General features: G+C 74.5%; 22 protein-coding genes and 1 pseudogene. 10 read left to right on the forward strand and 13 right to left on the reverse strand.

The genetic code is table 11. From position 1 onward, the window contains the following. Positions 1 to 75 precede the first annotated feature (75 nt). Together ACH4F6_RS05435 and ACH4F6_RS05440 are read right to left on the reverse strand one after the other, a co-directional pair. Positions 76 to 471 carry a hypothetical protein gene (locus ACH4F6_RS05435; protein WP_397958551.1) on the reverse strand — a complete coding sequence of 132 codons (396 nt, stop codon included), beginning with the start codon at positions 469 to 471 and terminating at the stop codon, positions 76 to 78. 382 nt (positions 472 to 853) lie between these two features. Beyond that, positions 854 to 1633 carry a CDP-alcohol phosphatidyltransferase family protein gene (locus tag ACH4F6_RS05440; protein ID WP_397958552.1) on the reverse strand — a complete coding sequence of 260 codons (780 nt, stop codon included), beginning with the start codon at positions 1631 to 1633 and terminating at the stop codon, positions 854 to 856. A gap of 107 nt (positions 1634 to 1740) precedes the next feature. On the opposite strand from ACH4F6_RS05440, the gene ACH4F6_RS05445 reads away from it, so the two are divergent. The 5 genes and pseudogenes from ACH4F6_RS05445 to ACH4F6_RS05465 all read left to right on the forward strand — a co-directional run. Next, positions 1741 to 2721, forward strand: coding sequence for a zinc-binding alcohol dehydrogenase (locus tag ACH4F6_RS05445; RefSeq protein WP_397958553.1), 981 nt, complete (start codon positions 1741 to 1743; stop codon positions 2719 to 2721). A gap of 116 nt (positions 2722 to 2837) precedes the next feature. After that, entirely contained in the window at positions 2838 to 3236 is a 399-nt protein-coding gene (locus ACH4F6_RS05450) for a 6-pyruvoyl trahydropterin synthase family protein (RefSeq protein ID WP_397958554.1), read from the forward strand. After that, a complete protein-coding gene (locus tag ACH4F6_RS05455; RefSeq protein WP_397958555.1) occupies positions 3233 to 4426 on the forward strand; it encodes a glycosyltransferase family 4 protein in 1194 nt (397 codons plus the stop codon). The genes ACH4F6_RS05450 and ACH4F6_RS05455 overlap by 4 nt, the downstream gene beginning before the upstream one ends. Further along, the gene (locus ACH4F6_RS05460) at positions 4423 to 5472 is read left to right on the forward strand and encodes a hypothetical protein (RefSeq protein ID WP_397958556.1); all 1050 of its coding nucleotides are present in this window, start codon (positions 4423 to 4425) and stop codon (positions 5470 to 5472) included. The genes ACH4F6_RS05455 and ACH4F6_RS05460 overlap by 4 nt, the downstream gene beginning before the upstream one ends. 668 nt (positions 5473 to 6140) lie before the next feature. Then, positions 6141 to 6884: pseudogene (locus ACH4F6_RS05465) on the forward strand (YbhN family protein); the annotation flags it as partial. A 185-nt stretch (positions 6885 to 7069) separates the two neighbouring features. On the opposite strand, the gene ACH4F6_RS05470 reads toward ACH4F6_RS05465, so the two are convergent. After that, positions 7070 to 7915, reverse strand: a complete 846-nt coding sequence (locus tag ACH4F6_RS05470; protein WP_397958557.1) for a creatininase family protein — start codon at positions 7913 to 7915, stop codon at positions 7070 to 7072. Positions 7916 to 7953: 38 nt separating this feature from the next. On the opposite strand from ACH4F6_RS05470, the gene ribA reads away from it, so the two are divergent. Continuing rightward, positions 7954 to 8613 (forward strand): GTP cyclohydrolase II, encoded by a 660-nt coding sequence (gene ribA, locus ACH4F6_RS05475; RefSeq protein ID WP_397958558.1) that lies wholly within the window; start codon positions 7954 to 7956, stop codon positions 8611 to 8613. A gap of 82 nt (positions 8614 to 8695) precedes the next feature. Here the strand turns inward: ribA and ACH4F6_RS05480 are convergent, their stop codons facing one another. From ACH4F6_RS05480 to ACH4F6_RS05490, 3 genes are read right to left on the reverse strand one after another with little or no spacing between them, the layout of a single operon-like run. Continuing rightward, positions 8696 to 9925 (reverse strand): serine hydrolase domain-containing protein, encoded by a 1230-nt coding sequence (locus ACH4F6_RS05480; RefSeq protein ID WP_397958559.1) that lies wholly within the window; start codon positions 9923 to 9925, stop codon positions 8696 to 8698. 57 nt (positions 9926 to 9982) lie between these two features. Next, positions 9983 to 11590 (reverse strand): MFS transporter, encoded by a 1608-nt coding sequence (locus ACH4F6_RS05485; protein WP_397958560.1) that lies wholly within the window; start codon positions 11588 to 11590, stop codon positions 9983 to 9985. Continuing rightward, positions 11587 to 12177, reverse strand: a complete 591-nt coding sequence (locus ACH4F6_RS05490) for a TetR/AcrR family transcriptional regulator (RefSeq protein WP_397958561.1) — start codon at positions 12175 to 12177, stop codon at positions 11587 to 11589. Before ACH4F6_RS05490 ends, ACH4F6_RS05485 begins: the two co-directional genes overlap by 4 nt. Before the next feature lie 113 nt (positions 12178 to 12290). Between ACH4F6_RS05490 and ACH4F6_RS05495 the strand changes: the two genes are divergently transcribed. Further along, positions 12291 to 12740 carry a TIGR03618 family F420-dependent PPOX class oxidoreductase gene (locus ACH4F6_RS05495; protein WP_397958562.1) on the forward strand — a complete coding sequence of 150 codons (450 nt, stop codon included), beginning with the start codon at positions 12291 to 12293 and terminating at the stop codon, positions 12738 to 12740. 165 nt (positions 12741 to 12905) lie between these two features. Continuing rightward, positions 12906 to 13316 (forward strand): VOC family protein, encoded by a 411-nt coding sequence (locus ACH4F6_RS05500; protein WP_397958563.1) that lies wholly within the window; start codon positions 12906 to 12908, stop codon positions 13314 to 13316. Between the two features lie 121 nt (positions 13317 to 13437). Here ACH4F6_RS05500 and ACH4F6_RS05505 read toward each other — a convergent pair whose 3' ends face one another. After that, positions 13438 to 14793, reverse strand: a complete 1356-nt coding sequence (locus ACH4F6_RS05505) for an MFS transporter (RefSeq protein ID WP_397958564.1) — start codon at positions 14791 to 14793, stop codon at positions 13438 to 13440. A 198-nt stretch (positions 14794 to 14991) separates the two neighbouring features. Next, positions 14992 to 15657 carry a TetR/AcrR family transcriptional regulator gene (locus tag ACH4F6_RS05510; RefSeq protein ID WP_397958565.1) on the reverse strand — a complete coding sequence of 222 codons (666 nt, stop codon included), beginning with the start codon at positions 15655 to 15657 and terminating at the stop codon, positions 14992 to 14994. Between the two features lie 142 nt (positions 15658 to 15799). Here ACH4F6_RS05510 and ACH4F6_RS05515 point away from each other — a divergent pair, with 142 nt between their 5' ends. Next, complete coding sequence (locus tag ACH4F6_RS05515) at positions 15800 to 16684, forward strand: shikimate dehydrogenase (RefSeq protein WP_397958566.1); 885 nt, start codon at positions 15800 to 15802, stop codon at positions 16682 to 16684. Between the two features lie 244 nt (positions 16685 to 16928). Then, positions 16929 to 18770: a bifunctional sugar phosphate isomerase/epimerase/4-hydroxyphenylpyruvate dioxygenase family protein gene (locus ACH4F6_RS05520; RefSeq protein WP_397958567.1), complete on the forward strand. Its 1842-nt coding sequence runs from the start codon at positions 16929 to 16931 to the stop codon at positions 18768 to 18770. Between the two features lie 117 nt (positions 18771 to 18887). Here the strand turns inward: ACH4F6_RS05520 and gnd are convergent, their stop codons facing one another. The 5 genes from gnd to tkt are packed head-to-tail and all read right to left on the reverse strand — an operon-like array spanning position 18888 to position 25551. Beyond that, entirely contained in the window at positions 18888 to 19769 is an 882-nt protein-coding gene (gene gnd / locus ACH4F6_RS05525; protein WP_397958568.1) for a phosphogluconate dehydrogenase (NAD(+)-dependent, decarboxylating), read from the reverse strand. 56 nt (positions 19770 to 19825) lie between these two features. Continuing rightward, entirely contained in the window at positions 19826 to 20761 is a 936-nt protein-coding gene (opcA, locus tag ACH4F6_RS05530) for a glucose-6-phosphate dehydrogenase assembly protein OpcA (RefSeq protein WP_397958569.1), read from the reverse strand. Next, positions 20758 to 22290, reverse strand: a complete 1533-nt coding sequence (gene zwf, locus ACH4F6_RS05535; RefSeq protein WP_397958570.1) for a glucose-6-phosphate dehydrogenase — start codon at positions 22288 to 22290, stop codon at positions 20758 to 20760. Before zwf ends, opcA begins: the two co-directional genes overlap by 4 nt. Beyond that, on the reverse strand, positions 22287 to 23456 hold the full coding sequence (tal, locus tag ACH4F6_RS05540; RefSeq protein ID WP_397958571.1) for a transaldolase: 1170 nt from the start codon (positions 23454 to 23456) through the stop codon (positions 22287 to 22289). The genes zwf and tal overlap by 4 nt, the downstream gene beginning before the upstream one ends. Before the next feature lie 19 nt (positions 23457 to 23475). Further along, positions 23476 to 25551 (reverse strand): transketolase, encoded by a 2076-nt coding sequence (gene tkt, locus ACH4F6_RS05545; RefSeq protein ID WP_397958572.1) that lies wholly within the window; start codon positions 25549 to 25551, stop codon positions 23476 to 23478. Positions 25552 to 25595 lie beyond the last annotated feature (44 nt).

The following is a 25595-nucleotide window of genomic DNA, read 5'->3' on the forward strand; positions in this document are numbered from 1 at the left end:
GGGTCGTGCCGCGCCCGCCGACGGCGATGCTTTGCGCCGGTGCTGTGGTGAACGCCACCTGAAACCGCGAAGGATTCACACGCGGCCCGCGGTCTCGTCACGCGGTCCCCACATCGTGCGGGCCGCACCGCCGCGCCGGTCGGGTCCGTCCGTCCACGCAGAAGGAGAAAGCCCGTACGCTGCGTGAGCGTACGGGCGAGGGCGATGCCGGTGGGCGGTGCGGGACGGCTGATCGTCGAAGGTGACGGTCGGCGTCCCGGTGGTGAAGTCGACGGAACCCGTGAAGCAGTGGGTGTCCGTGTACGTCTGCTCCTCCTGCGCGGAGTCGCCGGACTCCGCGTCGTCGACCGGGTTCGCGAGGCCGTGCGTGACCGCCGCGCCGAAGGAGCCCTCCACGGTGATGTCGCCGGTGTAGTCGTCCACCTGGACGTCGGTCTCCGGCTCCGAGGCGAGGGACCACTTCACGTCCACACGTCGTCCCGGCTGCAGTGGCTCACGGGGCAGTCCGTGGGCTCCCGCTCCGTCGCCGCGGACAGGCACGACGTGAGGGCGTCCCGCGTGGCCTGCTCCACGGACTCCTCGCCGGCGCCGGCGAGCGTGAGCGGCCGCGCCGGCGGTGGACGGTCCGGCGTCCGACGGGGTGCGCGGGGACGGGATGCCGGGCAGGGGCGGTACGTCCGGCAGGGCGCGCAACGCGCGGGTCCGGACGCGGTGGACCCGGCGGCCCGCGCCGCCGTACCGGTCGGTGTGGGCCGACAGCTGGGCCTGGAGGCCGAGCGGCCGCTCGGCCGAGGGCGAGGGAGCAGCACCGGGCGGGACGGCGACGCCGGGGGCGCCGGGCGCCCCCTCGTCCTCAGCGCGCCGCCAGCTCCAGCACCAGCGGCTCGGGCACCACCTGTCCGGTCACGGTCCTCCCGGCGGTCGTACGGGAGTTGCGCCACAGCCACAGCACATCGCGGCCGAAGGACCACACCAGCGAGCCCAGCGCGGCCAGCACGACCGCGAGGTTCGCCAGGTGCGGCAGCAGCTCGGAGCCCGCCAGCAGCAGGAAGACGCCCTGGACCGCGGCGACGGTCTTGCGGGCGAAGGACGGGGGCAGCGGGGCGTTCAGCCACGGGGCGACCCGGGCCGCGGCGACGAACGCGTACCGCATGCCGCCGATCAGCAGCACCCAGGGGCCGAACTGCGTGGACACGTACACGCTCAGCACCAGGATGAGGAACGCGTCGACCTCCATGTCGAAGCGCGCGCCCAGCGCGGTCGAGGTCCCCGTGCGGCGGGCCACCTTGCCGTCCACGCCGTCCAGCAGGAGGGCCACCGCGGTCAGGCCGACCAGCAGCGTCACCGGCGGCGCGCTGCGGAAGGAGTCCGCGACCAGCGCGGTCACCCCGCCGACCAGGACGGACCGGCCCAGGGTGACCCGGTTCGCGGGCCCGAAGGAGCTCAGCCGCGAACGGTGCAGGGCGCGCGAGAGGACCCCCCAGGTGGCCAACGCGAAGGCCAGTCCCGTCAGCCAGCCCGCCGGCCCCAGGCCGATCACCGAGCCGAGCAGGGCGAGCAGCAGGATCTGTACGCCCGCTCCCACGGCGGTCTCCTGCTGGAGCCTCGCGTCAAAGGTGTTGTTCAGGGCCACCGCACATCCTCCGGCCAGGTGACAGAGTCGATCAGCGCCGCGTACTGTGCGCGGCCTGTGCACACCTCGGTACGTGAACAACTTCCCGATCGTTCAGGAGGAGGCCGATGAACCGCACCGCACGCGCGTTCTGGATCGGTGCGCCCGGCCACGGCGAGATCCGCGACGCCGTCCTGCCGGACCCGGCCGAGGGCGAGGTCGTCGTCCGCTCGCTGTACTCCGGCGTCAGCCGCGGCACGGAGACGCTCGTCTTCCGCGGCCGGGTTCCGCGGAGTCAGCACGCGGTGATGCGGGCGCCGTTCCAGGAGGGCGACTTCCCGGCGCCCGTGAAGTACGGCTACCTCAACGTCGGGCAGGTGGAGGAGGGGCCCGAGGCGCTGGCCGGCCGGACCGTGTTCTCCCTCCACCCGCACCAGACCCGCTTCGTCGTCCCGGCGTCCGCGGTGACCGTCGTCCCGGACACCGTGCCCGCCCCACGGGCGGTGCTGGCCGGCACCGTGGAGACCGCCGTGAACGCCCTGTGGGACGCGGCGCCCCTGGTCGGCGACCGGATCGCGGTGGTCGGCGGCGGCATGGTCGGCTGCTCCGTGGCCGCGCTGCTGGCCCGCTTCCCGGGTGTGCGCGTGCAGTTGGTCGACGCCGACCCGGCGCGGGCGAAGGTCGCCGAGGCGCTCGGCGTCGGCTTCGCGTCCCCCGAGGACGCCCTCGGCGGCTGCGACCTCGTCGTCCACGCCAGCGCCACCGAGCAGGGCCTCGCCCGCTCCCTCGAACTCCTCACGGCCGAGGGCACCGTCCTCGAACTGAGCTGGTACGGCGACCGGCGGGTCTCCCTCCCGCTCGGCGAGGCCTTCCACTCCCGGCGGCTGGTCATCCGCAGCAGCCAGGTCGGCACCGTCTCCCCGGCCCGCGCGCACCGCACCTACGCCGACCGGCTCGCCCTCGCGCTCGACCTGCTCGCCGACCCGGCGCTCGACGCCCTCATCACCGGCGAGAGCGCGTTCGAGGAGCTGCCCGAGGTGATGCCGGCGCTCGCCGACGGCCGGATTCCGGCGCTGTGCCACCGCATCAGGTACGACGCGAGCGCCTGACCTGAGAAAAGAGTGGGATCCGGCTGAACACGGGGAAGCGAAGAGCCGTACTACACGGCATCCCCCGGCGGAAGACGGCCGGGGGACCAGACGCGCCGCACCTGGAGGGTCGTCCGTTGTTCAGTGTCACCGTCCGCGATCACATCATGATCGCCCACAGCTTCCGCGGCGAGGTCTTCGGGCCCGCGCAGCGCCTGCACGGAGCGACGTTCCTGGTGGACGCCACGTTCCGCCGCGAGCAGCTGGACGACGACAACATCGTCGTCGACATCGGACTGGCCACGCAGGAACTCGCCGCCGTCACCGGCGAGCTGAACTACAGAAACCTCGACAACGAGCCCGACTTCGCCGGCGTCAACACCTCCACCGAGTTCCTCGCCAAGGTGATCGCCGACCGGCTCGCCGACCGGATCCACCGGGGCGCGCTCGGCGAGGGAGCGCGGGGCATCGCCGCCGTCTCCGTCACCCTGCACGAGTCGCACGTCGCCTGGGCGAGTTACGAGCGTGCCCTGTGACCGACGTGACCCTGGAGAAGGCCGTGCAGCAGGCCCCGCTCGCCTACGTGCCCGCGCAGGCCGCGCTGCCCAAGACCGGCGGGATCATCCCCATGTCCCTGCGTTCCGTGCACTTCGTCATGCCGGGCGGCGTCGACGACCCGTCGAACCCCAGCGGCGGCAACGCCTACGACCGGCGCCTCTGCCTGGACCTGCCCGGCTTCGGCTGGCAGGTCCACAAGCACCTGGCGACCGGCGAGTGGCCCCGGCCCGCGGCGCCCGCCCGCGCGGAACTCGCCCGCGTCCTGCGGGAGCTGCCCGACGGTACGGCCGTGCTGATGGACGGACTCGTCGCCTGCGGCGTCCCCGAGGTCGTCGTGCCCGAGGCGCGGCGGCTGCGGCTCGCCGTCCTCGTGCACCTCCCGCTCGGCGACGAACGCGGCCTCGCCCCCGAGGTGGCGGCCGAACTCGACGCGCGGGAACGCGAGGTGCTGCGCGCCGTCCCCGCGGTGATCGCCACCAGCGACTGGGCGGTCCGCCGTCTCGTCTCCCACCACGGCCTGGCCCCCGAGAAGGTCCACGTCGCCGCCCCCGGCGCCGACATCGCCCCCCTCGCCTCCGGCACCGACGGGGTCTCCCGCCTGCTGTGCGTGGCCTCCGTCACCCCGCGCAAGGGCCAGCACCGGCTGGTGGAGGCCCTGGCCGCGGTGACCGACCTGCCGTGGAGCTGCGTGTGCGTGGGCGGCCTCGGCCAGGACCCCGAGTACGTCGCGCACCTGCGCGGCCTCATCCGGACGTACGGCCTCGAGGACCGGCTCGAACTCGCGGGCCCGAAGACCGGCGCCGCGCTCGACGCCGCCTACGCCTCCGCGGACCTGATGGTCCTCACCTCCTACGCCGAGACGTACGGCATGGCCGTCACCGAGGCGCTCGCCCGCGGCATCCCCGTCCTCGCGACGGACGTCGGCGGGCTGCCCGAGGCGGTCGGCCGCGCCCCCGACGGCGGTGTCCCCGGCATCCTCGTCCCGCCGGAGGACCCGGCCGCCCTCGCGGCCGAACTGCGCGGCTGGTTCGGCGAGGCGGACGTGCGCCGCCGGCTGAAGGCCGCCGCGCGCGGCCGCCGCGCGGCCCTGAACGGCTGGGCGTCCACCGCCCAGAGCCTCGCCGGCGTCCTGGGCCGGCTGCCGGGCGAACCCCGGAGGGCGGCATGAGGAAGACGACGGCCACCCCGGCGGACCTGGCCCGGCGCGTGGGACACATACCGGCTCAACCCGGGCCCCGGGAGGCCTCCTTGAACACGGACACCGGCACCGGCACGGACGCGGCCACGGGGACGGACGCGTCGGCCGTCATCGCGGGCGCCGGGCCCGTGACCCGCCCCGGCGAGCGGCCCACCGTGCGGCTGCGCGAGGACGCCGGCCCGGAGGAGCCGCCCCGCTACGCCCCCGAGTGGCTCCAGTTGCGCGAGCCCGCCGACGCGGCGGCGCGGGCGACGGACCTGCTGGACCCGCTGCGGATCCGGCTCGCCAACCTGCCCGGCCGCTGCGGCGGGCTGGCCGTCCACGACCTGGGCTGCGGCACCGGGTCGATGGGGCGCTGGCTCGCGCCCCGCCTCGACGGGGCCCAGCACTGGATCCTGCACGACCGCGACCCCTACCTGCTGCACTTCGCGGCCGTCGCCTCCCCGCGCGCCGCCGCCGACGGCAGCCGGGTCACCGTCGAGACCCGGCGCGGCGACGTCGCCCGGCTGACCCCGGACGCCCTGGTCGGCGCCTCGCTGGTCACCGCCTCCGCGCTGCTGGACGTCCTCACCCGCGAGGAGGTCGAGACCCTCGCCGAGGCCTGCGCGGGCGCCGGCTGCCCCGCCCTGCTGACCCTCTCGGTCGCCGGACGCGTCGAACTCACCCCGCACGACCCGCTGGACGAGGAGATCGCCGCGGCCTTCAACGACCACCAGCGGCGCGACGGCCTCCTCGGCCCCGACGCGGTGACCGTCGCCTGCGAGGCCTTCGCCGCGCACGGCGCCACGGTCAAGGTGCACCCCAGCCCCTGGCGGCTCGGCCCCGAGGAGGCGGCCCTGACCGAGCAGTGGCTGCGGGGCTGGGTCGGCGCGGCCGTCGAGCAGCGGCCCGCACTCGCCGCCCGCGCCGAGACCTACCTCGCGGCCCGGCTCGCCGCCTGCGCGGCCGGCGAGCTGCGCGTCACCGTCCACCACAGCGACCTGCTGGCCCTGGCCCGGCCGACGGGCGGCGCGTGATGAGCGCGGACGCGGCGGGGGCGCGCGTGCGGACCGTGCGGCCCGCGGTCCGCGCCGCCGGCGCGGCACCGGCCCCACGACGCCGCCGGACCGGCACACCGGCCCGGCGCCACGGACACGGCAGGGGCACGGGCGGCACGCACACCGCAGCCGCCGCCCGCCCGGCCGGCACCGGGACGGCCGGGCGGGCGGCGGGCGCGGCCCCGGCGGGTTCCGGCCGCGGCGCGGTCGTGGTCCGTGCGGGCGTTCCCACGCAGGGCGCGGGCGCGGAGGTCGGGGCGGCGGTGGGCGTGGTCCCGGCGGGTTCCGGCCGCGGCACGGTCGTGGTCCGCGCGGGCGTTCCCACGCAGGGCGCGGGCGCGGAGGTCGGGGCGGCGGCGGGCGTGGTCCCGGCGGGTTCCGGCCGCGGCGCGGTCGTGGTCCGCGCGGGCGTTCCCACGCAGGGCGCGGGCGCGGAGGCCGGGGCGGCGGTGGGCGTGGTCCCGGCGGGTTCCGGTCACGGCGCGGGCGTGGCTTCGGAGCGCGTCGGTGGTGTCGGGGCGGTGTCCCGGTCCGGGGCCGGTGCTCCGGCCGCGGAGCGGCGGCGCGCGCCGCGCGTCCTGCGTGCCGTGCGCCCCCACCTCGGCACCCTCGTCGGCGTCGCCGTCCTCGCCGTGCTGCTGTGGCGGATGGGCACCGGAGTCTTCCTGGACGGACTGCGCCGCATCGACGTCCCGACCCTCCTGGTGGCGCTCGGGATCGGCGCCGTCACCACCGTGTGCAGCGCGTGGCGGTGGGCGCTGGTGGCGCGCGGGCTGCGCATCCGGCTGCCGCTCGGCACCGCCGTCGCCGACTACTACCGCTCGCTGTTCCTGAACGCGGCCCTGCCCGGCGGCATCCTCGGCGACGTCCACCGCGCGGTGCGGCACGGGCAGAGCGCCGGCGACGTCGGCCGCGGTGTGCGGGCCGTGGTGCTGGAACGCACCGCGGGGCAGCTCGCGCTGGCCCTCGCCGGGGCGACGGTCCTGTTCGCGCTGCCGTCGCCGGTCATGGCGGACGTACGGCACTTCGCCCCGCCGGCCGCCCTCGGGGCGGTGGGCGCGCTCGCCGTCGTCCTCGCCGTACGGCTGAACTCCCCGGCGCGGCGCGGGGGCGGCCGGGTGCGGGCGACGCTGTCCGAGGCGCGCGAGGGGCTGCTGTCCCGGCGCAACGGGCCCGGCGTCGCCCTGTCGTCGGTCGTCGTCCTGGCCGGGCACGTCGCGACGTTCGTCGTCGCCGCCCGGGCCGTCGGATCCACCGCCTCGGTCCGCACGCTGCTGCCGCTCGCCGTCCTCGCCCTGCTCGCGATGAGCGTGCCGCTGAACGTCGGCGGCTGGGGCCCCCGCGAGGGCGCCACCGCCTGGGCGTTCGGCGCGGCCGGCCTCGGCGCGCACACCGGGCTGGCGGTCTCCGTCGTGTACGGGGTGCTGAGCTTCGTGGCCGCGCTGCCGGGCGCCGTGGTCCTCGTCGCCCGCTGGTGGGCGGGGCTGCGGGAGGGGACGGCGGCCGGCTCGCCGGCGGACGCGGCCGGGAGCGCCGTCGCGGCGGACGCCGAGCCCGGCCGCGCGTCCGGACGGCACTACCCGCGCTCGCCCTCCCCGGCCCCGGTCCCGGCGGACTCCCCGGCCCCGGCGCCGGGGGAATCCACGGCCCCGCCCCCGGAGGAATCCGCGGCCGTCGCCGTAAGGAGCGAGAAATACGCGCCGAAGGAATCCACCAGGCTCGCCAGGATTTCCTCGCCCTTTTCCGCGGACCCCAGGGAAGGACGGCCGATGACGCCTGAATCGGTATAGGCCGACATTCCCAGGGTGAGCAGATGGCGACGGTCGTCCGCGGTGAAATCGGCGGACTCGTAACCGGGCCGGACGAGTTCCGGATGGGCGTGCAGCAGGATCGAGGTCTCGATCTCCCCGGCGTGCATGTCGGTGAGGAGCGAGGTCGCGACCCCGGCCCGCTCCCGCGCCGCCTCCCAGTCCTCCGGGGCCGGGAAGAGCGCCATCCGCCCGCCGCGGGCGGACGACTCCTGGACCACGTTGCCCAGGACGTAGTTCCCGCCGTGCCCGTTGACCAGTACCAGGGCCTCGACGCCCGAGCGGCGCAGCGACGCCGCGATGTCCCGTACCACCGAGTGAAGGGTCACGGAGGAGATGCTGACCGTCCCCGGCCAGGCCGCGTGCTCGTGCGAGCAGGCGATGGTCACCGGCGGGAGCAGGTGCACCGGATACGCCGCGGCGATCTCCCGGGCCATGGCGCACGCCACCAGCGTGTCCGTGGCCAACGGCAGGTACGGCCCGTGCTGTTCGAAGCTCCCGACGGGAAGGACCGCCACCTGGACCGCCCGGTCCGCGCCACGCGTGCGCACGTCCTCGGTGGTGTCGGCCGGCAAAAGCCCGTGCACAGCCGTCCGTTCTCCCGAACCACTCATCGTTTCCCGGCCTTTCGTCTCTGCTTAGGAACCAGATCATGACAGAAAAAATGGGCGTGCTCGGCAAGAAGTCCCCGCAGCGCACCGGTGTCGAACGCGTCGTGAATGCGCCGCTGCCCACGGTGTACGGGAAATTCCAGGCGATCGGTTACCTCGACCACGACCGCGGTGACGAACAAGTGGCGCTGGTGTACGGAGAGATCGGCACCGAGGACGTGCTGACCCGGCTGCACTCGGAGTGCCTGACCGGCGACGCGTTCGGTTCCCAGCACTGCGAGTGCGGCGACCAGTTGGAGTCCGCGCTGCGGGCCGTCGTCGCCGAGGGCCGGGGCGTCGTCGTCTACCTGCGCGGCCACGAGGGGCGGGGCATCGGGCTGCTCGGCAAGCTGCGGGCGATGGCCCTGCAGGCGGAGGGCCTGGACACCGTCGAGGCGAACGTCGCGCTCGGCTTCCCGGTGGACGCCCGCGACTACAAGGCGGCCGCCGACATCCTGCGCGACCTGGGCGTGCGCTCGGTCCGCCTGATGTCGAACAACCCGCGCAAGCGGGAGGCGCTGGTGGACAACGGCATCCAGGTCGCGGAGGAGGTGCCGCTGCTGATCGAGCCGTGCGAGAACAACATCACGTACCTGCGCACCAAGCGCGAGCGGATGGACCACCGGCTGCCCCACCTGGACGCGGTGGCGCACTGGTCCTGAGCGCCCTCCGGGCCGTCGCGGCGGCGGCCCGGCCGCCGCTCGAGCACCCGCGGCCGGGCCGGGGACCTGAGCGGCGGCCCGGTCAGTCCGTGACGGCCTCGTGGACCAGGCGCTTGAGGTCGGGGTAGAGCTTCAGCGACCTCCGCGGCCTGACCTGCGTCAGGAACTGCACCGTCAGGTCGCGGCCGGGATCGACCCAGAACGTCGTCGTGGCCACCCCGCTCCAGCCGTAGGTGCCGAGACCGGAGGGGGCCTGGGTGCGCTCCGGGTCGATCACCACGGAGACGCCGAGGCCGAAGCCGACGCCGTCGTTGCCGGGCTCGTCGTGCGCGGGGCGGCTGCCGACCGTGCGCAGGTCGGCGCCGCCGGGCAGGTGGTTGCGGGTCATCAGGTCCACCGTCCCCGGCGAGAGCAGACGGGTGCCGTCGAGTTCGCCGCGCCGCCGCAGCAGCTCCATGAAGCGGTGGATGTCGTAGGCGGTCGCCACCATGCCGCCGCTGCCCGACAGGAACCGGGGGCGGCCGGACAGCGGCAGCCCGGGGATCGGCTCGAGCCGGCCGTCCTCGGTGTCGCCGTACAGCTCGGCCAGCCGGCCCGCCTGGTCGTCGTCGACCTGGAAACCGGCGTCCGGCATGCCGAGGGGGCGGAAGATCCGCTCGGCCAGGAACGTGTCCAGGGGCTGCCCGGAGACGACCTCGATGATCCGGCCGAGGACGTTGGTGGCCACCGAGTAGTTCCACTGGGTGCCCGGCTCGAACTGGAGGGGCAGGCGGGCGTACGCCTCGACGGTCCCGGCGAGGTCCGAGCCGGGCAGCACCGCCGACTCCAGCCCCGCCTCGCGGTAGAGGGCGTCCACGGGGTGGCAGTGGTAGAAGGCGAAGGTCAGCCCGGCGGTGTGCGTCATCAGGTGCCGCACCAGGACGGGCTGCTCCACCGGGCGCGTCGTCAGGCCTTCGCCCAGGCCGCCGGCGTACACCCGCTGCCCGGCGAAGGCGGGCAGGTGGTCGGCGACCGGGTCGTCGAGGGAGAGCCGGCCCTCCTCCACCAGCATCAGCGCGGCGACCGACGTCACCGGTTTCGTCATCGAGTAGATCCGCCACAGGGTGTCCGGCTCGACGGGGAGCGCGGCGGCGATGTCGCGGCGGCCGTACGTGGTGAGGTGCGCGACGCGGCCGCCGCGGGAGACGGCCAGGAGGAAGCCGGGCAGGCGTCCCTCGTCGACCAGGCGGGCGACGTGCCGGTCGACGCGGTCCAGTGCCTTCGCGTCCAGTCCCGCCTCGCTCGGGTCGACCTCTTGTCGCAGCAGTGCCATCGCTCTCCTCCGGTGCGCTCGTGCGAGGTGCGGCCCGGCGTGCCCGCCGGGACGGCCTCAGCTCTCATGGTCGCGCGGGGACGGCGGGAAGGCGCCCCCCTCGACCTCGTGACCGGTGTGTTCTGCTCCGCTCCGAGCTGCGGAAACCCCCTCGGGCAGGGGCGCCGGGAGACCGTCGGGGCCGGGGTGCGGCGGGCCGGTGTCGGGCGGGGCGGGGTGCGCACGGCCGGGGAGCGCCCGGCAGACGGGCACCGCCGCCGCGGCCGCCAGGGCCAGGACGACGAGCGGCGACCGGCTGCCGGCGTGCCCCATGAGCACGGTCGCCGACGCCACGCCGAGCACCGGCCCGACGTTCATCGCCGTCTGCTGCAACCCGCCCGCCACCCCGGCCGCCCGCACGGGAACCTGCCGCACGACGACATGGGTGGCCGCGACCATCACCGTGCCGAAACCGGCGCCCAGCAGGGCGAAGCCGAGGCACAGGGCGGTCGGGCCGGACGCCCGCGCCAGCACGAGCAGGCCGGTCGCGAGGACGGCCGTCGCCCCGGCGACCGTGGGGCGGGCGCCGGCCCGGCGCAGCAGGACGGCGGACACGGGCGCCGCCGCGATCAGCAGCACGGCCAGCGGAAGGCTCAGCAGGGCGGTGCGCAGCGGGGTGAACCCCAGGCCGTCCTGGAGCAGCAGGACACAGGCGAACAGCGCGCCGTTGAGGGCGGCCGACGCGACGACCAGCAGGGCGAGCGCCGCGCCCACCGCCGGGGAGCCGACGACGTCCGGGGGCAGCAGCGGGAACGGCGCGCGGCGCTCGTGCCGGACGAACGCGGCGCCGGCGACGAGGGCGACGACGGCCACCACGGCGCCGGCCGTGCCGGTCGTCCCGGGCGGCGCGACCAGGGTGTGCACCAGGCCGGCCAGCGTCACCGCGAGCAGCAGCGCACCGGGCACGTCCAGGGCCGCGGCGATCCGGGGGCGCCGCGGACCGCCGGGCCGCTCCCGCCGGTCCCGTCCCTCGTCCGTCCCCCGCTCTCCCGGCCGTTCCCCCCGCTCCCCCCGCTCCTCCCGCTCCTCCCGCACGTCCCGCTCGTCCCGCTCGTCCGGGGAGGCGAGGGCGAGCAGGCCGAACGCCAGCGCGGGCACGACGTTCAGCAGGAACACCGCCCGCCATCCGAACGCGGTCGACAGCGCCCCGCCCGCCACCGGCCCGGCCGCGGCCGCGAGCCCGATCGCGGCCGTGCGCACCGCGATCGGCCGCCGCAGCCGGTCCGGCGGGTACGCGACCCTCAGCATCCCGAGCGTCGCCGGCTGCAGCAGCGCCCCGAACACGCCCTGCACGACCCGCAGTGCGATCACCCAGCCCACGCCCGGCGCCACCGCGATGCCCGCGGAGGCGGCCCCGAAGCCGAGCATCCCGAGGGCGAACAGGCGCCGGTGCCCGAGGGGGGCGCCCCCGCGCCGCAATCCGTGGGGGAGGTCGCCGAGCCGCCCGGCGAACACCAACAGGCTCGCCACGGCGACGAGATAGCCGGTGCTGGTCCACTGGACCTGCGTGACGGAGGCGTCCAGGTCGCGCCGGAGCACGGGCTGGGCGACGGTGAGGACGGTGCCGTCCAGGGCGACGACGACGGCGCCGGCCACACTGCTCGCGAGGACGATCGGACGGTTCACCGGCCGGCCTCCGGTCCCAGGTGCGCGTCGAGGGCCGTCCGCAGCAGGGGCGCGAAGTCGTCGGTGCCGGTGGCGAGTTGGAGGCTGCCCCAGCGCCACAGCTGGGCGATGCCGTGCAGGTTCGCCCACAGCGCGCCCGCGACCGCCCGGGCGTCGGCGGCGGGGCGCACGCGTCCGACCAGTTCCACCAGCACCCCGAACAGCGGCAGGCTGGTCTCCCGGAGCCCCAGACGGCCGCTCTCCAGCAGGTCGTGACGGAACATCAGCTCGTACATGCCGGGGTTGTCCAGGGCGAACCGCAGGTAGGCGTGCGCCAGTTCGTCCAGCTGCGTGCGGGCCGGAGCGGTGCCGTCGCCGAGTGCCGCGGTCACCCGGCCGGCCAGCTCGGTGAAGCCACGGCGGGCGATGGCCGACAGCAGTTCCAGGTGGGTGGGGAAGTAGCGGCGCGGCGCCCCGTGCGAGACGCCCGCCCGCCGGGCGATCTCCCGCAGCGTCAGCGCCCCCGCGCCCTCCCGGGCCACCAGCTCCACGCCCACGTCCACCAGCCGGACCCGCAGATCGGTCCCGGACTTCTCCTCATCGCTCATGGACAGTGTCTACCAGCTCTCCGTAGACACTGTCTACCCGCCGGGCGGGGGCGGCGCGGGCCGGGGGAGCGGAACGGGGAATGCGGGCGGGCCTCCCGCCGGTTGTGCCGGACATGACTCAGGACACGACGCGGCACGCCCTGCTGGCCCTGCTCTCCGACGGGCGCGACGGGGTGCTGGTCACCCTCAAGCGCGACGGCCGTCCCCAGGTGTCGAACGTCAGCCACCACTACTACCCGGACGAGGGCGTCATCCGGATCTCCGTCACGGACGGCCGCGCCAAGACCCGCAACCTGCGCCGCGATCCACGGGCCTCGTACCACGTGTCCAGCACCGACCACCGCGCCTACACGGTCGTCGAGGCCACCGCCGAGCTGTCGCCGGTCGCCGGGCACCCCTACGACGAGACCGTCGAGGAACTCGTCCGCCTCTACCGCGACGTCCTCGGCGAACACCCGGACTGGGAGGACTACCGCGCGGCCATGGTCCGCGACCGCCGCCTGGTGCTGCGCCTGCGGGTCGAGCGGGCGTACGGCATCCCCAGGGTCGCCGACGAGGGCTAGCGCGCACCGGCGTGCGCCGGCGGTGAGGGCCGGTGAACGCGCGACGGCGTGCGCGGGCGCGCCGAGGCCTACGCCCCGGGACGCAGGCCGTCCGCCCGATGTCCCGGCGGGGGCCGCCCTCCTAGGCTGCCCGGCAGTGCACCGCGAAGCCGAGGAGAGACCACGATGCCCGTCGACGGCCGCAGCCACATCCGTCTCGCCCGCCCGTCCCGCGACTTCGGCGCGGCCGAGCGCTTCTGGGCCGGGGGACTGGGACTGAGCGTCCTGTGGCGCGCCGAGGGCGGCGGCGAACCCGGCGCCCACCGCCTGCTGATGCTCGGCTGGCCCGACGCCGGCTGGCACCTGGAACTGGTCCACGACCCCGCCCACCCCGTGGAGCCGCGGCCCACCGAGGAGGACCTGCTGGTGGTCTACGTCGACGGCCCCGTGCCGGAGGACCTGGTGGGCCGGCTGGAGGCGCACGGGGGGAAGCGGGTGCGGTCGCCCAACCCGTACTGGAACGAGTGGGGGGTGACCCTCGAGGACCCGGACGGGTACCGGCTGGTCCTGTGCCGGCGCGGGTGGTCCGACCGGTGAGGCCCGGGCCCCCGGACGACGCCCCGCCCGCCCGGCCCGGCCCCCCGCCCTCGTCCCGGAGCCCCCGGCGCCGTGAAGGCGTCCGGGGGCTCCGGGACGGGAAGCCGGCCGGGCGGCGCGGTCAGACGGGCACCGTCTCCGGCTCGGGCGTCCCCCGCGGGGCGCGCTCGCCCAGCTGCCCGGTCGGGACCTTCGCGGTCTCCCGCGCCGACAGGGCCGCGATCACCGGCGGCACGCACAGCGCCGCGGTGAACAGCGCCACCGGGAGCCAGTCGTCCCCGTCGGGGCCCGCGATCCGCGCGGCGAACGTGACGGCGAAACCGGCCACGGCGAAGCCGATCTGTGTGCCGATCGCCATCCCGGACAGGCGGACCCGGGTGGAGAACATCTCGCCGTAGAAGGCGGGCCACACCCCGTTCGCGGCGCTGTAGACGACACCGAAGGCGACGACGCCGAGCACGAGGGTCAGCGGGTAGGAGCCGCTGGAGATCGCCCACAGGTACAGGAACATCGTCGCCGCGCTGCCCGCCGCGCCGATCAGGAACACCGGGCGGCGGCCGATGCGGTCGGACAGGGAGGCCCACAGCGGGATCGCGGCGAGCGCGACCAGGTTGGCGAGCGCGCCCACCCACAGCATCGAGGAGCGGCTCATCCCGACCGAGTCGCCGGTGGCGTACGACAGCGCCCACACGGTGAAGATCGTGGAGACCGAGGCGACGAGCGCGCCCGCGATCACCCGCAGCACGTCCGCCCAGTGCTCGCGCAGCAGCACCGCCAGCGGCAGCTTGACGACGCCCTCGCCGTCGGCCTGTTGGGCGAACGCCGGCGTCTCCTCCAGCTTGCGGCGGATGACGTAGCCGACGACGGCGACCCCGATGCTCAGCCAGAACGGCACCCGCCAGCCCCACGACAGCAGGTGCTCCTCGGGCAGGGCGGCGACCGGGAGGAAGACCAGCGTGGCGAGCAGCTGCCCGCCCTGCGTGCCGCTCAGGGTGAAGCTGGTGAAGAAGCCGCGCCGGTGCGGTGGGGCGTGTTCCAGCGTCATGGAGTTGGCGCTGGCCTGCTCACCGGCCGCGGAGACGCCCTGGAGGACGCGGCAGAGCACCAGCAGGACCGGGGCGAGCGTGCCGACCTGCGCGCGGGTGGGCAGGCAGCCGATGAGGAACGTGGACACGCCCATGAGGACGAGCGTGAAGACCATGATCTTCTTCCGGCCCAGGCGGTCGCCGAAGTGGCCGAGGAAGAGCGCGCCGACCGGACGGGCCGCGTAGGCGACGCCGAAGGTGGCCAGCGACAGCAGGGTCGCGGTGGCCGGGTCGGACTCGTCGAAGAAGACCTCCGGGAAGATCAGCGCCGCCGCGCTGCCGTAGATGAAGAAGTCGTAGTACTCCAGCGCGCTGCCGATCCAGGCGGCCGCCGCCGCCTTCTTCGGCTGGCCGGGCGGGGAGGCGTCGTGGGGTGCTGCGGGGACGGACACGGCGGGCTCCTTCGAGGGGACTCCGGCGGATGCGGAGTGCGGGACGACACGAAGCGGGGAAGGGGCCGGATCCCTGGGGTGACGGGGCGGCTGCGCCGGGTGCTACCCGGCTAATTAACGCACTGGATAGTTAGTAGCGGTTGGGTAGGGATGTTGCGCCCGCGTTTCGCCGGTGTCAAGGGGGGCCGCGCGACGGCTTCAGCCGGCCGTCCGCTCCGCCGTCAGATAGGCGATGACCATGTCGCCGAGCATGGTGCGGTAGTGCTCGCGCTGCGCCGGGTCGACCAGGTCCCGCCCGAACAGGGCCCCGAACGTGTGCCGGTTGGCCACCCGGAAGAAACAGAACGAGCTGATCATCGCGTGCAGGTCGACGGCGTCGACGTCGGCCGTGAACAGGCCGGACTCCTGACCGGCCGCCAGGATCCGGCGGATCACGTCGAGCGCGGGCGAGCCGATCCGGCCGAGCTTCTCCGAGGCGGCGATGTGCTCGGCCTCGTGGATGTTCTCGATACTGACCAGGCGGATGAAGTCGGGGTGCTGCTCGTGGTGGTCGAAGGTGAGCTCCGCCAGCCGGCGGATGGCCGCGACCGGGTCCAGGTGCTCGACGTCCAACTGCTGTTCGACGTCGCGGATCACGCCGTACGCCCGCTCCAGGACGGCGGTGAACAGCTGCTCCTTGCCGCCGAAGTAGTAGTAGATCATCCGCTTCGTGGTGCGGGTGCGGGCGGCGATGTCGTCCACGCGGGCGCCGGCGTAGCCGACCCGGGCGAACTCCTGGGTGGCCACGTCGAGGATCTCGGCCTGGGTGCGGGCGGCGTCACGGGTCCGCCCGTTCGGTCGTGCCGGTTCGTCGACGCTGGTCATCGGATTCCTTCAGGTGTGGGGCCGGTGCCGGTGATTGTAGAAGCAGCACCGGGCGGCGCCTTCGGGGTCTTCCGGGGGAACCCGTTCGGCTGATATAGCTAACGTACTGGTTCGTACATTAGGGCTTGCTCAGGAGGTCCGCGTGACCAAGGACTCGTATCTCGTCGGACTGATCGGTTCCGGCATCGGCCCGTCCCTCAGCCCGGCGCTGCACGAGCGGGAGGCCGACCGCCAGGGGCTGCGCTACCTGTACCGGCTGATCGACATCGATGTCCTCGGGGTGCCGCCGGAGGCGGTCGGCGACCTGGTGCGGTCCGCGCGCGACCTCGGCTTCGACGGGCTGAACATCACCCACCCGTGCAAGCAGCTCGTCATCCCCCACCTGGACGGCCTCGCGCCGCAGGCGCGGGCGCTCGGCGCGGTCAACACCGTGGTCTTCGACGGCGGCCGGGCGATCGGCCACAACACGGACGTCACCGGCTTCGCCGCCTCCTTCGCGCGCGGTCTGCCCGACGCCCCGCTGGAGCGGGTGGTGCAGCTCGGCGCGGGCGGCGCCGGCGCCGCCGTCGCGCACGCCCTCCTCACCCTCGGCGCCGGGTGCGTGACCGTGGTGGACGCGCTGCCCGAGCGGGCCGCCGCCCTCGCCGACGCGCTCGACGGACACTTCGGCGAGGGCCGGGCCGCGGCCGCCCCGCCCGACCGCCTCCCCGGACTGCTCGCCGGAGCCGACGGCGTCGGCGGCCTCGTCCACGCCACCCCCACCGGCATGGCCGCCCATCCGGGGCTGCCCCTGGCCGCCGAACTGCTCACCCCCGGACTGTGGGTGGCCGAGGTCGTCTACCGGCCGCTGGAGACCGCACTGCTGCGCACCGCGCGCGAGCGGGGCTGCGCGACCCTCGACGGCGGCGGCATGGCCGTCTTCCAGGCGGTGGACGCCTTCCGCCTGTTCACCGGCCGGGAACCCGACAGCGGGCGGATGCTCGCGGACATCGCCGCACTCGCCGACGCGGTCCCGGCCGCCCGGTAGCGTCCACGGCCGCCACGGCCGCCACGGCTCCCGAGCCGTCCCGGCCCTCGCGGCGGCCCCGGCTCCCGCGCCGCCCAGCGGACCCCGCGGCCTCCCCGGCTCCCGCGCCGCCCCCGGATCCCGCGGCCGCCCCCGGATCCCGCGGCCGCCCCGGTTCCCCGGCCGCGGCAGCCCCCTGACGTCCGCGGGCTCCGCGCAGGCCGGGCACGCACGGCACGACAGCACGAGAAGAAGAGGTACCCAGGTGCGTACGTCCATCGCCACCGTCTCCCTGAGCGGTTCCCTCACGGAGAAGCTCACCGCGGCCGCCCGGGCCGGCTTCGACGGCGTCGAGATCTTCGAGAACGACCTGCTCGCCAGCCCGCTCACCCCCGAGGAGATCCGCGCCCGCTGCGCCGACCTGGGGCTGAGCATCGACCTCTACCAGCCGATGCGGGACGTGGAGGCCGTGCCCGAGGAGGAGTTCGCCCGCACCCTGCGCCGCGCCCGCGCCAAGTTCGCGCTGATGAACCGGCTCGGCGCCGACACCGTCCTGGTCTGCTCCAGCGTCTCCCCGCTCGCCGTGGACGACGACGCGCTCGCCGCCGGGCAGCTGCACCGGCTCGCCGGCCTGGCGGAGGACTTCGGGATCCGCGTCGCCTACGAGGCGCTCGCCTGGGGACGGCACGTCAGCACCTACGACCACGCCTGGCGCATCGTGGAGGCCGCCGGCCACCCGGCGCTCGGCACCTGCCTGGACAGCTTCCACATCCTGTCCCGCAGCTCGGGCCCCGAGGACCTGAAAGCCGTCGCGGACATCCCCGGCGAGAAGATCTTCTTCCTCCAGCTGGCCGACGCGCCGCTGCTCGGCATGGACGTCCTGCAGTGGAGCCGCCACCACCGCTGCTTCCCCGGACAGGGCGGATTCGACGTCCCGGACCTCGTCCGCCGCGTCCTGCGCACGGGCTACGACGGCCCGCTCTCCCTGGAGGTCTTCAACGACGTCTTCCGGCAGGCCGACGCCGGCCCGACCGCCGTCGACGCCCGCCGCTCCCTGCTGATGCTCCAGGAGGAGGCCGGCCTCGGCACCCTTCCCGAACGGGTCGTGCCCACCGGGATCGCCTTCGCCGAACTGGTCACCCCGGACGCCGAACCCGTCACCGCCCTCCTCGGCACCCTGGGCTTCGCCCGCACCGCCCGCCACCGGGGGAAGCCCGTCGAGCTGTGGGAACAGGGCGAGGCGCGCGTCCTGGTCAACACCGGCCCGGCCGACCTGCCGCACTCCCGGCGCCGCTCGAGCGGGGGGACCGCCACCGACGGGACCCGTCTGGCCGCGGTCGGCCTGGAGTCCCCCGACCCGGCCGGCGCCGCCCGCCGCGCCGAGGCGCTGCTGGCCCCGGTCCTGCCGCGCCGCCGTGCCGTCGGGGACGCCCCGCTCGACGCGGTGGCCGCGCCGGACGGCACGGAACTCTTCCTGTGCGCGACGCACCGCCCCGGACTGCCCGACTGGCGCGCCGACTTCGAGGACCTCCCGCACCCTCCCGCCGCCGCGCCGGGCGACCGGGGCGGTCCGGTCCGCATCGACCACCTGTCCCTCACCCAGCCCTGGCACCACTTCGACGAGGCCGTCCTCTTCCACCGCGGCGTCCTCGGCCTGGAGGCCCGGGAGAGCGTCGACGTCGCCGACCCCTACGGGCTGCTGCGCAGCCGTGCCGTCACCACCGCCGACGGCGCCGTCCGCATCCCCCTGACCGTGGGCGCGGCGCCCGGCGACGACACCGCCCACGCCCGGCACCTCGCGCTGGCCACCGGCGACGTCGTCGCGGCGGCGCGCCGCTTCACCGAGGCCGGCGGCCGGCTGCTGCCGATCCCCGCGAACTACTACGACGACCTCGCGGCCCGCTTCGAGTTCGCCGACGGCGAGCTGGAGACGTACCGCGAACTCGGCATCCTCTACGACCGGGACGCGTACGGCGAGTTCCGGCACTGCTACACCCGCACCGTCGGCCGCGTCTTCTTCGAACTCGTCCAGCGCGACGGCGGCTACCAGGGGTACGGCGCCCTGAACGCGCCGGTGCGGCTGGCCGCCCAGCACGCGGCGAGGTGACGCACCGTCGGCCCACGGCCCCGCCCGGCGCGCCGCGCGAGGTCCCCGGGCGGCCCGGCCCGGCGGGGCCGCCCGGGGCCGGGCCGCGTCCCGCCGGGGCCGGGCGAGCAGGACGCCCTACTTCTTCGCCGACTCGACGGCGTGGCCGCCGAACTGGTTGCGCAGCGCCGCGATCATCTTCATCTGCGGCGAGTCCTCCTGGCGGGAGGCGAACCGCGCGAACAGGGACGCGGTGATCGCCGGAAGCGGTACCGCGTTGTCGATGGCGGCCTCCACGGTCCAGCGGCCCTCGCCGGAGTCCTGGGCGTAGCCGCGCAGCTTGTCCAGGTGCTCGTCCTCGTCGAGGGCGTTGACCGCCAGGTCGAGCAGCCAGGACCGGATGACCGTGCCCTCCTGCCAGGAGCGGAACACCTCGCGGACGTCCGTGACGGAGTCGACCTTCTCCAGCAGCTCCCAGCCCTCGGCGTAGGCCTGCATCATGGCGTACTCGATGCCGTTGTGGACCATCTTCGAGAAGTGGCCCGCGCCGACCTTGCCGGCGTGGACGTAGCCGTAGGGGCCCTCGGGCTTGAGGGCGTCGAAGACCGGCTGGAGCCGGTCGACGTGCTCCTTCTCGCCGCCGACCATCAGCGCGTAGCCGTTCTCCAGGCCCCACACGCCGCCGGAGACGCCCGCGTCGACGAAGCCGATGCCCTTGGCGCCCAGCTCCGCGGCGTGCTTCTCGTCGTCGGTCCAGCGGGAGTTGCCGCCGTCGACGACCGTGTCGCCGGCCTGGAGGAGGCCGCCGAGCTCGTCGATGACGGACTGGGTGGCGGCGCCGGCCGGGACCATCACCCACACCGTGCGCGGGGCGTCGAGGCGCTCGACGAGTCCCGCGAGGTCCTCGACGTCGGAGAGGTCGGGGTTGCGGTCGTATCCGACGACGGTGTGGCCCGCGCGGCGGATCCGCTCGCGCATGTTGCCGCCCATCTTGCCGAGACCGATCAGACCGAGCTGCATGTCAGTTCACTTCCTTCAGTTCGCGGTGGGCGGCCACGGGGGCGGCGGGGGAGGGGTCAGACATGGGCGGCGTGCTCCTTGGCGCCCTCGCCCCGGAGGGCGACGGCGTACATCTCGTCCGCGTCGAGGCGCCGGAGCTCCTCGGCGATGAGTTCGGAGGTGGTGCGGACCTTCAGGGCGAGGGTGCGCGGGGGCTGCCCCGGCAGGGTGAGGGTGGCCAGCGGGCCCTCGGGGCGGTCGATGACGATGTCGCCGTCCGCGGTGCCCAGGCGCACGGCCGTGACGACCGGCCCGGCACTGACCACGCGGTCGATCGCGACGTCCAGCCGTGCCTCCAGCCAGCGGGCCAGCAGCTCGGCGGCCGGGTTGTCCTCCTCGGCCTCCACCGCGCCCGACACGACCGGCACGCGGGCCTGGTCCAGGGCGGCCGCCAGCATCGAGCGCCACGGCGTCAGCCGGGTCCAGGCCAGGTCGGTGTCGCCGGGGGCGTAGGAACGCACCCGGGCCTCCAGCGTCAGCTGCGGGTTCTCGACGGCGTACAGGTCGGTGATCCGGCGCTGGGCCAGCGCGCCCAGGGGGTCCTTGGACGGGTTCTCCGGCGCGTCCACCGGCCACCACACGACGACCGGCGCGTCCGGCAGCAGCAGCGGCAGCACGACGGAGTCGGCGTGGTCGGACACCTCGCCGTAGGTCCGCAGGACCACCGTCTCGCCGGTGCCGGCCTCGGAACCGACGCGGACCTCCGCGTCCAGCCGGGACCGGGTGCGCTCCCGCGGGCTGCGGGCCTGCCGCTTGATGACGACCAGGGTGCGCGAGGGGTGCTCGTGCGAGGCCTCCTCGGCCGCCTTGATCGCGTCGTAGGCGTTCTCCTCGTCCGTGACGATGACCATCGTCAGGACCATGCCCACGGCCGGCGTGCCGATCGCGCGCCGGCCCTGCACCAGCGCCTTGTTGATCTTGCTTGCCGTGGTGTCGGTCAGATCGATCTTCATGGCCTGCGCCAGCTCCGTCCGTCTCGTGCGAGCATCTCGTCGGCTTCCCCGGGTCCCCAGCTGCCCGCCGTGTACGTGGCCGGCCTGCCGTGCGCGTCCCAGTACTCCTCGATCGGGTCGAGGATCTTCCAGGACTCCTCCACCTCCTGGTGGCGCGGGAAGAGGTTGGCGTCGCCGAGCAGCACGTCCAGGATGAGGCGCTCGTACGCCTCCGGCGAGGACTCGGTGAAGGACTCGCCGTAGGCGAAGTCCATCGTCACGTCCCGGATCTCCATGGAGGTGCCCGGCACCTTGGAGCCGAAGCGGACGGTGACGCCCTCGTCGGGCTGGACCCGGATGACGATGGCGTTCTGTCCGAGCTCCTCGGTGGCGGTCGTGTCGAAGGGGGAGTGCGGGGCGCGCTGGAAGACGACCGCGATCTCGGTGACGCGCCGGCCGAGCCGCTTGCCGGCGCGCAGGTAGAAGGGGACGCCCGCCCAGCGGCGGTTGTCCACGTTCAGCCGCAGGGCCGCGTACGTGTCCGTCGTGGAGGCCGGGTCGATGCCGTCCTCCTCCAGGTAGCCGCGCACCTTCTCACCGCCCTGCCAGGCGCCCTCGTACTGCGCGCGGACCGTGTGCCGGCCCAGGTCCTCCGGCAGCTTCACGGCCTTGAGGACCTTCAGCTTCTCGGTGAGCAGCGAGGCCGCGTCGAAGGAGGCGGGCTCCTCCATCGCGGTCAGGGCGAGGAGCTGCAGCAGGTGGTTCTGGATGACGTCGCGGGCCGCGCCGATGCCGTCGTAGTACCCCGCCCGGCCGCCGATGCCGATGTCCTCGGCCATCGTGATCTGCACGTGGTCCACGAACGACCGGTTCCACACCGGCTCGAACATCTGGTTGGCGAAGCGCAGCGCCAGGATGTTCTGGACGGTCTCCTTGCCCAGGTAGTGGTCGATGCGGAAGACCTGGTCCGGGGCGAACACGTCGTGCACGATCGCGTTCAGCTCGCGCGCGCTCGCCAGGTCGTGGCCGAACGGCTTCTCGATGACCGCCCGCCGCCACGAGCCCCGGGGCGCCTTCGCCAGGCCGTGCTTCTTCAGCTGCTCGACGACCTTCGGGAAGAACTTCGGCGGCACCGACAGGTAGAAGGCGAAGTTGCCGCCCGTGCCGCGGGAGGCGTCCAGCTCCTCGACGGCGTTCTTGAGCTGCTTGAACGCCGTGTCGTCGTCGAAGTCGCCGGGGATGAACCGCATGCCCTCGGCGAGCTGCTGCCAGACCTCCTCGCGGAACGGGGTCCGCGCGTGGTCGCGCACCGCGTCGTGGACGACCTGCGCGAAGTCCTGGTCCTCCCAGTCGCGGCGGGCGAAGCCGACCAGCGAGAAGCCCGGCGGCAGCAGACCCCGGTTGGCGAGGTCGTACACGGCCGGCATGAGCTTCTTGCGGGACAGGTCACCGGTCACACCGAAGATCACCAGCCCGGACGGGCCCGCGATCCGCGGCAGGCGCCGGTCGCGGGAGTCCCGCAGCGGGTTGCTCCAGAGGGGGGTGTTCATTCCGCGTCAACTCCCTTGCTGTCCATCGACTTGGCGACCGCGTCCAGGAGGTCCTGCCACGCCGCCTCGAACTTGGCGACGCCCTCGTCCTCCAGCCGGGTGACGACCTCGTCGTAGGAGATGCCGAGCGCCTCCACGGCGGCGAGGTCGGCGCGGGCCTGGGCGTAGCCGCCGCTCACCGTGTTCCCCGTGATCGCGCCGTGGTCGGCGACGGCGTCGAGGGTGGCCTGCGGCATGGTGTTGACGGTGCCGGGGGCGACCAGCTCGTCGACGTACAGCGTGTCCTTGTACGCGGGGTCCTTCACACCGGTCGACGCCCACAGCGGACGCTGCTTGTTCGCCCGGGCGCCGCCGAGGGCGGTCCAGCGGTCACCGGCGCCTGCCGCGCGGCCGGCGGAGCCGAACCTCTCCTCGTACGCCTCGTAGGCGAGCCGCGCGTTGGCGAGCGCCGCCCGGCCCTTCAGCGCGAGCGCCTCGTCCGTGCCGAGGACCGTCAGCAGCTTGTCGATCTCGGCGTCGACCCGGGAGACGAAGAAGGAGGCGACGGAGTGGATCGCCGCCAGGTCCAGGCCCGCCGCCTGCGCCTTCTCCAGGCCCGCGAGGTAGGCGTCCACGACCTCGCGGTAGCGCTCCAGCGAGAAGATCAGCGTGACGTTGACGCTGATGCCGAGGCCCACGACCTCGGTGATCGCCGGGAGACCGGCCTTCGTCGCCGGAATCTTGATCATGACGTTCGGGCGGTCCACCAGCCAGGCGAGCTGCTTGGCCTCGGCGACGGTGGCCGCCGTGTCGTGCGCGAGACGGGGGTCGACCTCGATGGACACCCAGCCGTCCCGGCCGCCCGTGGCGGTGTGTACGGAACGCAGGACGTCGGCGGCGGCCCGCACGTCCGCGGTCGTCATCATCCGCACGGCCTCGTCGACCGTGACGCCCCGCACGGCCAGATCGGCGAGCTGCTCCTCGTAACCGGCACCGGAGCCGATGGCGGCCTGGAAGATGGACGGGTTGGTGGTGACGCCGACGACGTGCCGGCCGGCGACCAGTCCGGCGAGGTTGCCGGACGTGATCCGCTCGCGCGACAGGTCGTCCAGCCAGATCGACACGCCCTCGTCGGAGAGGCGTTCGAGTGCTCCCGCGGTCGCGGTCGCTTCGGTCACAGTGATCATCTTCTTTCTGGCGGTCGGATCAACCACGCGCGGCGGCCAGCGATTCCCGGGCTGCGGCGGCGACGTTCTCGGGGGTGAAGCCGTACTCGGCGAAGAGGGTGCCGGCGTCGGCGGAGGCGCCGAAGTGCTCGAGGGAGACGATGCGTCCCGCGTCACCCGTGAACCGGTACCAGGTCAGGGCGATGCCCGCCTCGACCGCGACGCGCGCCTTCACGGACGGCGGAAGGACGCTGTCGCGGTACGCCCGCGGCTGCTCCTCGAACCACTCCACGCACGGCATCGACACCACGCGCGCACCGATGCCGTCGGCCTCGAGCAGTTCCCGCGCGGCGACGGCGAGGTGCACCTCGGAGCCGGTGGCGACGAGGACGACGTCCGGGGTCCCGGTGGAGGCCTCCTCCCGCACGTAACCACCGCGCGCCACGTCCGGGTCGGGCGCGTACGTCGGGACGCCCTGGCGGGTGAGGGCCAGGCCGTGCGGGGCCGGGCGGGTGGTGTGGCGCCTGAGGATCTCGGCCCAGGCGATCGCCGTCTCGTTGGCGTCGGCCGGGCGCACCACGTTCAGACCGGGGATCGCGCGCAGCGAGGCCAGGTGCTCGACCGGCTGGTGGGTGGGGCCGTCCTCGCCGAGGCCGATGGAGTCGTGCGTCCACACGTACGTCACCGGCAGCTGCATCAGCGCCGACATGCGGACGGCGTTGCGCATGTAGTCGGAGAACACCAGGAAGGTGCCGCCGTAGATCCGGGTGTTGCCGTGCAGCGCGATGCCGTTCATCTCGGCGGCCATCGAGAACTCGCGGATGCCGAAGTGGACGGTCCGCCCGTACGGGTCGGCCTCGGGCAGCGGGTTGCCCTCGGGCAGGAAGGAGGAGGTCTTGTCGATGGTGGTGTTGTTGGAGCCGGCCAGGTCGGCGGAGCCGCCCCACAGCTCCGGGACGACCGCGCCGAGCGACTGCAGGACCTTGCCGGAGGCGGCCCGGGTGGCGACGGACCTGCCGGGTTCGAACACCGGCAGCGCGTCCTCCCAGCCCTCGGGGAGCCGGCCGGCGACGACCCGGTCGAACAGCGCCGCCCGCTCGGGCTGGGCACCCCGCCACTTGTCCAGCTGCTTGTCCCAGGCGGCGTGGGCCTCGGCGCCCCGGTCGAGGGCGGCGCGGGTGTGCGCGAGGACCTCGTCCGCGACCTCGAAGGTCCGCTCCGGGTCGAAGCCGAGGAGGCGCTTGGTGGCGGCCACCTCGTCCTCGCCGAGCGCGGAGCCGTGGGAGGCCTCGGTGTCGCGCGCGTTCGGCGCGGGCCAGGCGATGATCGTGCGCATCGCGACGATCGACGGGCGGGCGGTCTCGGCCCGCGCCGCCGTGAGGGCCGCGTACAGGGCGTGCACGTCGACGTCGCCGTCCGCCGACGGTTCGATCCGCTGCACGTGCCAGCCGTAGGCCTCGTAGCGCCCCAGCACGTCCTCGGAGAACGCGGTCGCGGTGTCGCCCTCGATGGAGATGTGGTTGTCGTCGTAGAGGAGGACGAGGTTGCCGAGCCGCTGGTGGCCGGCGAGGGAGGAGGCCTCCGCGGAGACTCCCTCCTGGAGGTCGCCGTCGGAGACGATCGCCCAGACGGTGTGGTCGAACGGGGAGGTGCCCTCGGGGGCGTCCGGGTCGAACAGGCCGCGCTCGTAGCGGGCGGCCATCGCCATGCCGACGGCGTTGGCGACGCCCTGGCCGAGCGGGCCGGTGGTGGTCTCGACGCCGGCCGTGTGCCCGTACTCGGGGTGGCCGGGCGTCTTGGAGCCGTGCGTGCGGAACGCCTTCAGGTCGTCCAGCTCCAGCTCGTAGCCGGCGAGGAAGAGCTGCGTGTAGAGGGTCAGCGAGGTGTGACCGGGGGAGAGGACGAAGCGGTCACGACCGGTCCACTCCGGGTCCGCAGGGTCGTGCCGCATCACCTTCTGAAAGATCGTGTACGCGGCGGGCGCGAGGCTCATGGCGGTGCCGGGGTGGCCGTTCCCCACCTTCTGCACGGCATCGGCCGCCAGAAGGCGCGCGGTGTCGACGGCACGCCGGTCGAGGTCGGTCCATTCCAGGCTGTCCGCTGTATGCGTGCTCATCTTCAAGAAGTCCTCGGTGTGAGCGGAGGGGCTGGTCTGATGCG

It is taken from the genome of Streptomyces sp. NPDC017936 (genome assembly GCF_044328485.1).
GTDB lineage: Bacteria > Actinomycetota > Actinomycetes > Streptomycetales > Streptomycetaceae > Streptomyces.